Source organism: Verrucomicrobiia bacterium (genome assembly GCA_035946615.1).
Taxonomy (GTDB): Bacteria; Verrucomicrobiota; Verrucomicrobiia; order Limisphaerales; family UBA8199; genus DASYZB01.
Map to the genome: position 1 here is coordinate 1 of DASYZB010000107.1, position 10,601 is coordinate 10,601.

General features: G+C 56.5%; 13 protein-coding genes. 10 read left to right on the plus strand and 3 right to left on the minus strand.

Annotation, left to right across the window (positions count from 1 at the left end):
* Positions 1–382 precede the first annotated feature (382 nt).
* The 4 genes from VG146_15330 (at position 383) to VG146_15345 (ending at position 5,984) form a co-directional block, all read left to right on the plus strand.
* Positions 383–715 (plus strand): helix-turn-helix transcriptional regulator, encoded by a 333-nt coding sequence (locus tag VG146_15330; GenBank protein HEV2393724.1) that lies wholly within the window; start codon positions 383–385, stop codon positions 713–715.
* On the plus strand, positions 708–1,184 hold the full coding sequence (locus VG146_15335; protein HEV2393725.1) for a permease prefix domain 1-containing protein: 477 nt from the start codon (positions 708–710) through the stop codon (positions 1,182–1,184). Before VG146_15330 ends, VG146_15335 begins: the two co-directional genes overlap by 8 nt.
* A 580-nt stretch (positions 1,185–1,764) precedes the next feature.
* Positions 1,765–2,814 (plus strand): hypothetical protein, encoded by a 1,050-nt coding sequence (locus VG146_15340; GenBank protein HEV2393726.1) that lies wholly within the window; start codon positions 1,765–1,767, stop codon positions 2,812–2,814.
* 317 nt (positions 2,815–3,131) lie between these two features.
* Entirely contained in the window at positions 3,132–5,984 is a 2,853-nt protein-coding gene (locus VG146_15345; GenBank protein ID HEV2393727.1) for a BT4734/BF3469 family protein, read from the plus strand.
* Positions 5,985–6,153: 169 nt separating this feature from the next.
* On the opposite strand, the gene VG146_15350 is transcribed toward VG146_15345, so the two are convergent.
* Complete coding sequence (locus VG146_15350; GenBank protein ID HEV2393728.1) at positions 6,154–6,408, minus strand: hypothetical protein; 255 nt, start codon at positions 6,406–6,408, stop codon at positions 6,154–6,156.
* Between the two features lie 266 nt (positions 6,409–6,674).
* Here VG146_15350 and VG146_15355 point away from each other — a divergent pair, with 266 nt between their 5' ends.
* Positions 6,675–7,001, plus strand: a complete 327-nt coding sequence (locus tag VG146_15355) for a hypothetical protein (GenBank protein HEV2393729.1) — start codon at positions 6,675–6,677, stop codon at positions 6,999–7,001.
* Entirely contained in the window at positions 6,928–7,356 is a 429-nt protein-coding gene (locus tag VG146_15360; protein ID HEV2393730.1) for a nucleoside 2-deoxyribosyltransferase, read from the plus strand. Before VG146_15355 ends, VG146_15360 begins: the two co-directional genes overlap by 74 nt.
* Positions 7,357–7,424: 68 nt before the next feature.
* On the opposite strand, the gene VG146_15365 is transcribed toward VG146_15360, so the two are convergent.
* Both VG146_15365 and VG146_15370 read right to left on the minus strand, forming a co-directional pair.
* The gene (locus VG146_15365) at positions 7,425–7,781 is read right to left on the minus strand and encodes a hypothetical protein (protein HEV2393731.1); all 357 of its coding nucleotides are present in this window, start codon (positions 7,779–7,781) and stop codon (positions 7,425–7,427) included.
* 103 nt (positions 7,782–7,884) lie between these two features.
* Positions 7,885–8,124: a helix-turn-helix transcriptional regulator gene (locus VG146_15370; GenBank protein HEV2393732.1), complete on the minus strand. Its 240-nt coding sequence runs from the start codon at positions 8,122–8,124 to the stop codon at positions 7,885–7,887.
* 120 nt (positions 8,125–8,244) lie between these two features.
* Between VG146_15370 and VG146_15375 the strand changes: the two genes are divergently transcribed.
* The 4 genes from VG146_15375 to VG146_15390 all read left to right on the plus strand — a co-directional run.
* Positions 8,245–9,609, plus strand: a complete 1,365-nt coding sequence (locus tag VG146_15375) for an ankyrin repeat domain-containing protein (GenBank protein ID HEV2393733.1) — start codon at positions 8,245–8,247, stop codon at positions 9,607–9,609.
* A gap of 22 nt (positions 9,610–9,631) precedes the next feature.
* Positions 9,632–9,880 carry a hypothetical protein gene (locus VG146_15380; protein ID HEV2393734.1) on the plus strand — a complete coding sequence of 83 codons (249 nt, stop codon included), beginning with the start codon at positions 9,632–9,634 and terminating at the stop codon, positions 9,878–9,880.
* Positions 9,881–9,904: 24 nt separating this feature from the next.
* Positions 9,905–10,228 carry a hypothetical protein gene (locus VG146_15385; GenBank protein HEV2393735.1) on the plus strand — a complete coding sequence of 108 codons (324 nt, stop codon included), beginning with the start codon at positions 9,905–9,907 and terminating at the stop codon, positions 10,226–10,228.
* Positions 10,225–10,601: hypothetical protein (locus VG146_15390; GenBank protein HEV2393736.1), on the plus strand; the 377-nt coding region annotated here is incomplete at its 3' end. The genes VG146_15385 and VG146_15390, both read left to right, overlap by 4 nt.

The following is a 10,601-nucleotide window of genomic DNA, read 5'->3' on the forward strand; positions in this document are numbered from 1 at the left end:
CGACCCGCCGTCGGGCGGCCAAAAAACATCTATAATCGACGATTTTGGGCGCAAGTCCCCAATCTAGCCGATTTAATGCCCTCCGCGCAGCACTGGCGCAACGCAGGCACCGACACTTCCCCCTTTTGGGACAGGCTCTAGCTAGTGACAAAGTCGGTGCAGGTCTTGAAAAATCAGTCCAGGAAGCGGCCTAGGGGTTGGATTCTGGCATAAGGGGCTGTGCATCCATCCAACATTTCAAAAACCAGCGACAGAGCAGCCCTTCCGTAGGCGGTGGCGAAGAGATGGACCTGGAGACGCCCAGGTTGGCAGTGAAAATATTCTCCTTTTCCCCTTGGCATACATAGCACTACAATGTATAAATCGACTCAAAGGACTGATTATGCTGTCGAAGGAACTCGTGGCCGCGTCTGCCGAACCGCTGATTCTGAGCTTGCTCTCAGGAGGCGAGAGCTACGGTTATGCGATTATTCAGGAGGTTAAAGCCCGGTCCAAGGACCGAATCCGTTGGACCGATGGGATGCTCTACCCAGTCCTGCACCGGATGGAGGACGAGGGCTGGATTACCTCCCGCTGGGTGGCAGATGAGAATGGGCGCAAGCGGAAATACTACGCGATTAAAAAGGACGGCAAACGGGCATTGGAGGAGCAGCGAGAGCAGTGGCTGAGGGTTCATGCGGTTTTGGCCGGTTTATGGAAGGAGCGACATGTTTAAACTCGAACAGGCAATTTCAGAATGGCGACAGCAAATTGCCGCGGGTGGTATCAAAACACCCGATGTCTTGGACGAACTGGAAAGCCACCTGCGCGATGACGTGGAATCGCAAGCCCAGGCAGGCAGGTCAGGGCAAGAAGCCTTTGACGCAGCCATCCAACGCCTGGGCCAAATCAGGGTGCTGAGAAAGGAGTTTAAGAACGGCAGAGGGATGGGCATCGGTCGATTCTTCCGACCCGAACTGATTATGATGGGCGTCGGCCTGCTTTGTATGGCGTTTGGAGGGTTCTGGTATTGGATTGCCTTGAAAGTGGCGCTCGCAATCGCCAGCGCGTTGGGGGGTGCCGGTCTGGAGCCCGTTGGTCTGACATGGTCAGCGCTGATATTCTGTTCGGGCGCTGGGTTGGTGTTCGCTTCCGTTGTCTGGGTGATTCGCCGCCGCCGGAGAACCCAGGCCAAATACCTATAACATGTATGATTGCATCCGAGATTCTTAGGAGCATCGCTGTTTCACCGGCGGATTATTAATGAGCGAGAAAGTCTCGACGCGGCGATTTTGGCGTAATCGGTTAGTGACGGCGGGCGCTGCCGCCTAAAGGCGGCGTCCCGCGCGTCCGGAACGCCGGCTTCAGCCGGCAGCCCCGTAGTCACTGAGGCATTACATCTTGGCCGCTTTTCGGCTTGCCGGGCCACGAAAGAGTTGATAGGGTTATGCTTCGCAGAATTCGCGAAAGAGCGTAAAGAACAAGCACTTTTAGCAGTCTTTCAAGAGCCATAGCGCGGTTAGCTCAGGGGTAGAGCACTTCCTTGACACGGAAAATCGTGGAAGTGCCCAAGATTTTGAGTTGCAAGGCCCTCCTGGAAGAATAACCTTCGATCCTGATTCTCGTTCTGATTTTGCGCCCAAAAGGCGTCGTCAGAAACGACCCTTTGTCCGTATTGCTCGCGGTTTATGGCGCTACGGGCCGACCGGCACCATTTACTGGTGCCGCAGATTAAACGGAAAAAATGTTTGGAGAAGTCTCCAAACCAAAGACCGAATGCGAGCTATGGCCATATCAGTGCTTAACGCTTACGTGGCGGGCCAGAACGGCAACACCGAGATCACCGTTTTACCCGCTGGAGCACCTGCTGTAGTGCCGCCTGCGGTGCCCCAACCGCAGGCGCTAACACCACCACCTACCTCTCTTGTAGTGCCGGTGCCCGACCGGGCCACGGCACCAGGTCAGGTTTCTGCAAAAGTCACCCTGAACGATTTGGTCAAGACGTTCACTGGGCAGGCGAAACATCTCGCGCTGGCCACGCGCCAGACCATGGAATGCCACTTTAAAGTGGCTGCGAGGTTCCTGGACTTCGACCGAGATGTCCGAGACATCCGTGTGGGGGACTTGCGGAATCTCAAGAGCAAACTGTCCGAAGACCATAAGGCGTCCACTGTTAATGACATCATCTTCAAAGGCGTTGGGGCACTATTTAAAATCGCTGTGGAGGACGAGGTAATTGACCGCTCACCCCTGGAGAAACTAAAGCGGTCGCGTAAGGGCGAACCAGATCGTAAACAGCCAAGTTGGTTGCAAAGCCAGCAGCTTGTGGCCACTGTCGCGGAGTCATCCCCTGCAACCGGCATTATCATTGGTTTCATGAGAAATTTCGGAGTCGGTCAGGCAGAAATCAAATTCCTCCTCAGCGAGCATATCGACACCGCCTCGGGCTTGATTCATTTTCGTCGAAAAAAGACGAGTAAGCCGTTCGATGTTCCGATTTTCCCGCACGCTAAATCCTTTATCAACGCCATTTTAGCCAAGGGGCCGTTGGGGGTTGGTAAGCCAGTGGTGGAGTGGCGAAATCCTCGTAAGGCCCTAGCCACTGCCTGTGAACGGCTGAGCTTTCCCTCATTTGAGCCAAGGTCTCTACGTCGGTGTTTTATCGTCCATTGTCTTCAACAGGCCATCGATCCTCGCCTGGTTGCAAAATGGCAGGGTCATAAGGATGCCAAGCTCATTTTTTCTGTTTACGGGAAATTTATCGACCACGACTACGAACTGGCCCAGGCAGGGAGGTTAGGCGGTTCTTCGCCGACACCTTCAACCACCACATGATTCTCGGCTTGCGGGCTGGTCCTCAACCAGGACTCCCTCGACGTGCTTCTGCCTTTGGCCGGAAGGTCGAGGCTCGCACCGCCGCTTGGATCGCACAACACGCGAAAATGTTTACAAATTCTTTGTAAACAAAAACAAAGAAACTGCCACCGACAGGGGGGGGCAACATCAACCTTCAGTTCTGTATCTATGACGGCGTGTGAAAGCGCCCTTGATTATGACTGAGCATGTCCTAACCTTTAATGGCCCCGCGAGGGCGGCGTCCCGCTCGGTCAGCGCCGAACCACCTCACTTTCACCGGGGCCTCCTTTCTCACTATGTCCGAGCTTAATACCGTAGCAACGCCAACCGGCACTAACACCTGCCCGCCGACCGGGAAGCAGCCAAGCCATAACCTGGTTGAGTATCGCGGACTCCGTGTCGTCGCTGGCACAACTTACGACCTGGAGCGCAAGGTCTCGGTCGGCACCGCGACGGGCAACGACATCACGAAATCGGTGACGGTCGCAGAGGCGCTTGAGTTCATACGCTCCGACAAAGCGCGCAAAACCGTGGAACTGGCGCGGCTTGCGCAGAAGGAAATGGCCGTTCGCATCGAGGAAATCCTGCGGGAAGCTTCTGAGACGGGCGAGCTAATCGTCGAAAAGGATGACCAGTGCTTCCTGAAAGTGGACGAGAAAAAACTGTGGCCCCAGGCCCACAAAGATTTAGTGGGTGCCGTCACCGGCATCTATCAGGAGTTTGCACTGGACAGAAAGGAATCCTGGGCGGATGTTGGCCAACTGTCCGCAGCTCGGGCTGAAATTCTGGCGCTCGCGTGGCGGATGGCCAAAGCCCAATACCTACCGGGGTGGACTTTCGCAGGTTTGTTCAGTCTGCGCACCATCTCCAATATCACGAGGTCGGCGGGCTTAATGCCATTGGACTTCGACCATGTGGCCGATGTTCCCGCTCTGATCGCCAAAATCAAAGCCGACCCGCTATTCTTCGCCTGCGAAAAAAGTCCATCTCTCACCGGCGTGAAGGCGCAGGTGCGCATCCCTGATGATGCCGCCAAAGACCCGAAGGTTTACCTGCGCTGCTTCGAGACGGCTGAACGATACATCATGCAGTTCTATCCCGAAGTCACCCTGGGAGTCGATAAGCAGGCCAAAGCAGTCAGCCAGCTCACGTTTTTCATGCACGACCCCGAGGCTTTTTGCAGGCCGGACAGTTATATCCTTCTGCCGGACGATGCGCAGGCCGAAGGCGGTCCCAAACAGAAGCACAATCCGGGCATCGCCACGGTCACGACTGACAAGCCCACCATAGCGCGGAAGCCCAAAACGTTTCCCTTCAATGGATACTCGCCCGAGAAACAATGGGAAGTGGTGAAGTCGGCGACGGATGCCTTGATGGCCCACTTGGAGAAAGTGCCGAGTGGCCCCGGCGACCGCAATGGGTTTTGGACACGCCTGGGCTACGCCTATCGGGACTGGATGAAAGACGTGGATTCCGAGGCGCTGATCAATGAGGCGCGGCAATACCTTCTCGACCTGGCCGACGAACACTACGGCGGCGGAACGCAGCCGGTGCAGAACGCATTGGATTCCGGTGGCGGCGAATGCGGCCTGGGCACGCTTTTCAAACTTGCAATGGATTATGCGGGGTGGGTGCCGCCATGGCGCTCCAAGGTCGAGGACATTGTGGTGTTGCCAAGCGGAGAGGTCACCATCAGCAAATGCGCCGAAGAGGTCTTCAAGCGGATAGGCCCATCGCATACTTTGTTCAACCGAGGAGGGGTCGTCGTCGAGGTCAGCTACGACAAACAGGGCAACGCCTACCTCGAACCGATCAAAGCTGATGGGTTTCGCAGCCGGGTGGAGAAGTTCGGGCGGCTGATGGCGTGGCGTCAGGCTGACAAAGAGTCCGTCCTGAAGCCCTCGAAAATGTCGGTTGATGATGCGAAGGCGCTGTTGGCGAGCAAGGAAATGGCCGAGTATTTGCCGCCGATTTCAAGTGTGCTGCGTTGCGCCGTGATCACCGAGAATGACAAAGGAGAACTGGTCGTCCTCGGAAACGGGTATCACCCGGAAAATGGCGGTATGCTGATCGTCCAGGCAAACGAAGTCCCGGAAGTGCCGTTAGAGGAGGCCAAAGAGCTGCTGCTCAGTATAGTTGCTGAGTTTGAGTTTCAATCGGCGGGCGACAAGAGCCGCAACCTGGCCGCTCGGATTACACCGGCGCTGCGCATGGGCGGATTCATTGAGGGCAGCATTCCGCTGGATGTGATGGAGGCGGACCAACCGCAGGCCGGTAAGGGATATTCGCACGCCATCACGACGGCGTTCTACAACGAAACCGCCTATTATGTTGCGCAGCGCGACGGTGGCGTGGGGTCATGGGATGAAAGTTTTGCCACGGGTCTCATGACGGGGAGGCCGTTCATTGCCCTGGACAACACACGGGGAAGGCTCGATTCCCCATACTTTGAGAGTTTCCTCACATGTCCGGGTTTGTTCGGGGCGAGGGTGCCTGGGAGTATTGAGGCACTCGTGGACCCGAAACGATTCCTGGTCCAGCTCACCAGCAACGGCATGGAGTCAACGTCGGATTTAGCAGCGCGTTCCTCTATCTGCCGCATACTTAAACCCGAGAAGCCCTACGTGGACATGCCGGGCATGGTAAGGGCGGAACAAGCTGCGGCCCTGGGCTGCATCTTCGCAGTTGTCCGGGAGTGGCATCGGCGTGGCAAACCGCGCAGGGATGGAACGGGGCATGACTTTCACGAGTGGTGCGGCATCCTCGATTATATCGTGCAGGCAATCCTGGGTTGTGCTCCACTGATGCAAGGGCACAAGCAGGCTCAGGCCAGGGTATCTGATCCCGTCCAGACCTGGATACGCCAGATGGCTCTGGCTGCCAAGGGAGAGAACAAACTCAAGCATCCCTTTACGGCCTCCGATTTGGTCGAGCTGTGCATTCTTGCAGGCATCGAAATTCCCCGCGTCGGCTCATCAACCGATGTCATCAGAACGAGGAAAATCGTGGGCCTCTTGATGAGGCGGGTTTTTAAAAATGGCAACGAAGTTGACGTGGAGGGCTTCAAACTTTCCAGGTCGGAACTGACCTACGAGAAGGAGTCCGGCCATTCCGATACGACTTACGCATACACTTTTGAATGTGTGTAAGTCGTTGATTTACCCGCTACCCGCCACACCCGGTAGTCCCTACCTGAACATAAAAAAGGGGGGGATTTTCTATTCTGTAAGGGTAGTAGCGGGTGTAGCGGGTGGCGGGTAGCGGCTCACGTCTGCCCAAGCAGGTTGGATCATGAAATTTTTGGGATTCAATTCATAGTCAGACATCAAGGTGCAGGATAAACCCGACAACGACTATGATTAGGAGCGGCAAGTTAAACTTGTAATTAGCAATTGGCTGGCCAATCGTGGTGACACTGGTTGCGGTGAGAACATTCGTTCCGGTCTGCACCGCCGTCGTCGAGGACGGTGGGCCGGGATTTCGGGCAGGGGTGCCTACGAGAACAAGAAGGATTACCAAAACGCCACCGACAACAGGCGCGGCCACGCTTAGCCGGATGAGGAAATTCTTCATACTGCCGGAGCATGTCCCTTTCGTTGCCCCCTTTCCAAGAGAAAACCTCCTCGCTCCTGGCCAGGCGGGGTTGCGATGTCCATGCTTGGACACAATGCGCGATTACGCCGTCCAGCCGGGAAATTGTGAGCCACGAGCAAACACCCGTTCAGGGATGAGGCTCGCCTGCTCTACGTCATGGCCGAGCAGAATGAGTCAGCGCCGGGCCAGGAAGTGGCAGCCACGCCAGGCCGATGACCAGGCCGGGCTGGCGCGCTGGTTACTGGATGCCTATTACGCGGTCCCGCAGATACCATGGCGCGCCGGACATCATCGGCATCACCGTCCTCTACATCATTGTCTTCGGACAGCGCGGCGAGGATACCCGCCAACCGGCCACGGGCATCCTGGCGTGCTGCTGGTCGCGCACAGCTCCCGACGCCGCAATCAACGCGAGTCACAAGGACATTGAGCAAGAGACGAATCGTTCAATGTTCCAAATCGGCTTGTGCGAACTGGCTCCGTTGCTAATCATCTGCCATGGCGAATCCTCCAAGCAAACGGGCAAGAGAGCCTCAAACCAGAAGCTACAGTGGCCCATTTGCCGCTTCTGAGGGCAGGTCAAATCCATCCACCAATGCTCGACGGAAAAGTGCCTTTGATTCTGGAAAACTCTTCGCCCTAAATGTCGAAGCAATAAAGAGTGCAGATGCCATGCTCGCGGTTCTCGATCAGCTCGACCCGGATTCTGGAACCGCATGGGAATGCGGATATGCCTACGCTGTTGGTATTCCCATTTTTGGCCTTCGGACTGATCTCCGCCGTTCGACTGAGGGCGGACCCGAGAGCGTAAACCTCATGTTGGCACGGAGCTGCACGGCGTTTATCGAAGTGCCGCCACAAAGACGGTCAGACATTGGTTGGGTGGCACGGCAGGTCTGTTTGAAGATTAGGAAGGGGTTGAAGTAGGAATGTGTGCAGGAGGTGGGTAGGACCGGAGGCCGGAGGTCACCGAACCCGTGGCGGACAGTGGGGCGTTAGCTCCCGCTTTGGAAGTTGCCTCTGTTGGCCTCCAAGGTGTTTTTCAAGTTTTGGACGTGTGTTTGTAAATCTCGATAGGAGGTTTCACGGTATTGGCTGATGCCGCGTGCTTTTGTGTCGCCTGAGACCTGTTTGCCTTCTCCATACCCGGCACTATCAAAAATCACCGTCACAGTTTTGCCTGGCTCGCGCAGCAACAAGAACTCCTGCCTGACTTTTGGTTCGGAATAGCCTTTGAATATAATTCCGCCAACAAGACGGTCGTAATCCTGGATGGCCTGATCGATCTCCTCCTGCGTGTAATGGCCCTCAAAATACGACGGATGCGCGGGAAGGCAGAAAATCGCTTTCATGTCGAGGGCAGTATCGCGGAACGCTTTTGCCGGTCAAGGATGGCGGCAACAAGGGCAGCACAGCAGGGCTACGGACCCCGCTCCGGCGATCCGACGAGGCACATCAGCCCTTTTTCGGCCCGTGCTTTTTTCGCAAGCCGTCAGCCTCCTTGATCAACTGCCAAAGCGGCACATCCAAACCCTGCGCCAAGGAATCGGCCAGGTTCAGCGAAGGATTCCTCTCGGACCTCTCGACAAGGCTGACCATTTTGCTGGCCACATCAGCCTTCTCCGCCAAAAGCTCTTGCGAAATCTTTCTGGCTTTCCGGTGCTTTCTGAGGACGACACCGAAAGCGTTTGCCATGTCCCTGGAACGCACTTGGCCACTCTGCCAGTTGCAGGGCGGAAAATGACAGGAACTATAGTTCCAAATTGTCTTGAAAGGAACCGAGCTGTAGTCCTAAATCCTCCCTGAGAGTGAGCTATGAAAACGCACGCGATGTTGGTAGGCCATCCCCTTCGTGAAGGTCGTCTCAATTCGGATCGGTGTCGCTGGCAGGTCTTGATCCTCATTATCTTCGCCTCGCTGGCAGTCGGCTGTGGCGATCCACAGGAGTCAGCTCGTAAAGAGCTGGCCAAGCTTGGCAAGGATTTCAGCCCGACCGTCTTTATTGAATCCATCGCCAACGGGGATAAGGTCGCGGTGAAGCTGTTTCTGGCGGCAGGCATCGACGTGAACCAGCCCGACAAGGACGGCGTTACGGCGCTGATGAACGCGACCATGAAAGGGGACACGAATCTCGTCGAGAGGCTTTTGGAGAAAGGGGCTAACGTAAACGCGCAAAGTAGCCAGGGGATGACCGCCTTGACCGTGGCGCTCATGTCGAGCAACGAGGATTTGGTGAAGGCCCTTCTGGCAAAGGGGGCCAACCCGAACCTGGCGATGACCACGACTACGGGAGAAACCGGGGGCATCACGCCGTTGATGACCGCCGTGATGGGCGGGCGTGTCGAAACTGTCAAACTGCTCCTCGCCAAAGGAGCAGATGTGAACGCGAGGGATGAAAAGGGTCTCACGGCGGCGGATTACGCCAAAGCCCAACCGAATCCTGATATTCTAAAGCTGCTGCAAGAAATGGGCGCGCCAGCCGTTACGGAAACTCAGTTGGCAGCCCTCCTGGATCAATTCAGCAAAGACCTTCGCGCCACAGCCCTCGGGAGCATGAGAAACGGCGAAACCTCGGACGCCTGCCGCAAGCTCATCGCGGATCGATTATCGACTTTCAAAGACCAGGAGTTGTTCACCACCAACCAGCTTCTTGAGGCTCGTGTCAGCGCGTTCAATGCGGTCCGCTCCGCCATCGAAGGTTTTGCGTTGGGCACGATCACTTCAGAAATGGAGGAGGCCCGCCAGAAGGCCAAACCGTTCATGGAGTTCCGCAAGGAGCTTCAAGCTGACAAGCGGGTCCAGGCCCAGTTGCTGTGCTCGGCGGCGGTGAAAGATGATGGAGGTCTCGCCAAATGGCTGCTGGAGCAAGGTGCCGACGTGAACGCCAGGAGCGAGGCCGGATTCACGCCGCTGATGTTTGCTGCCACGAAAGGCAGCGATGCCACGGCTCAAATACTATTGGCAGCGGGTGCCGACGCGAGCCTGAAGGGCTACCTGGGAATGACCCCAGTGATGTATGCTGCGGCGAACGGAAACACAAAAATTCTAAAATTGCTGCTTGCGGCCAAAGGCGACGTGAGCGCCAAGAACGAAAAGGGCCAGACAGCACTGATGATGGCCGAGGCCAAAAACGACGCCGAGGCTTTCACCCTGTTGAAGGACGCGGGCGCGAAAGAATAGCTGTTGTCACCGTCGCGATTGTATGGCGGACGAAGACGATGATCTCGTAAAGGAAGTCGGGATAGAAATGGCGGAATCGGCACAATACCAGAATACGCTTCGGCTGATCGAACAGCTCAAGTGGGCGAAGGTGTGCCTGTGCGTAGGCCAGCGTGTGGAGCAGGAGGACGGCGGCGGCATCGTCGATTTCACCGGTTGTGTCCGCTGGCTCGGTAATTGCGACTTCCTGATTTATTGTGAACCTCAGCGGACTGCTGAGCAGATTCACTAGGTCATTCTGGACGCGCATGGCCGGATGCTGGAGGAGTTTAGGCTTTGGGTCTCGGCTCCTGCACGCGACAGCTCTTACCTTGAATCGTTGCTTCACGGGGACGCGCTCTTTCCCTCGTTGACGCCCGAATGGGTGGCGAAGCTCCCCCCGGTTATTCTGCCGGGAGAGAAAGCGCCAGACCGAGAGAAGATTTGGGGGCACCACGCCAAACTGGAACTGGAAACCGATGGGCGGCGAAAGCCATTAGACTTGTTGCATTTGGGCTTGGCTGGTGACTTGGTGTGGCCCTTTTTCCTCCAACTCCACTCCATCCGAGTGGCGCGGGTGATCGCCGATCCTCCATTATGAAGCATGAACCTGACAAGCGTAGCCTCTTCAGCAGCCTCGGCGCGCTGGTTGGATGGGCGGCTGCGCTCCTGCTGGCCCTCTATTTTGTCGAATGGACCTGGCGGCGAAAATCCACGGCCTGGATCGGGCTGAGCGTATTACTGTCCATCCCTGTCACTTTCGGCATTGCGCTCGTCCTCGGATTCTTCCTGATGGCGGTTGGTTATTTCCCGACCACCCTTGACGGGTCCTACGTGTTCGGGTCCGTGGTCCTGGCGATTGGCGCATTGGCATCCGTTCTCATCTCGCTCGTGGTGACCCTGCGTGATTCGGAGAGGCCGCTGCCAGCCGACCCGAAAGCCGCCTCTGGTCCTGTCGTCCGGCCCAAATTCCT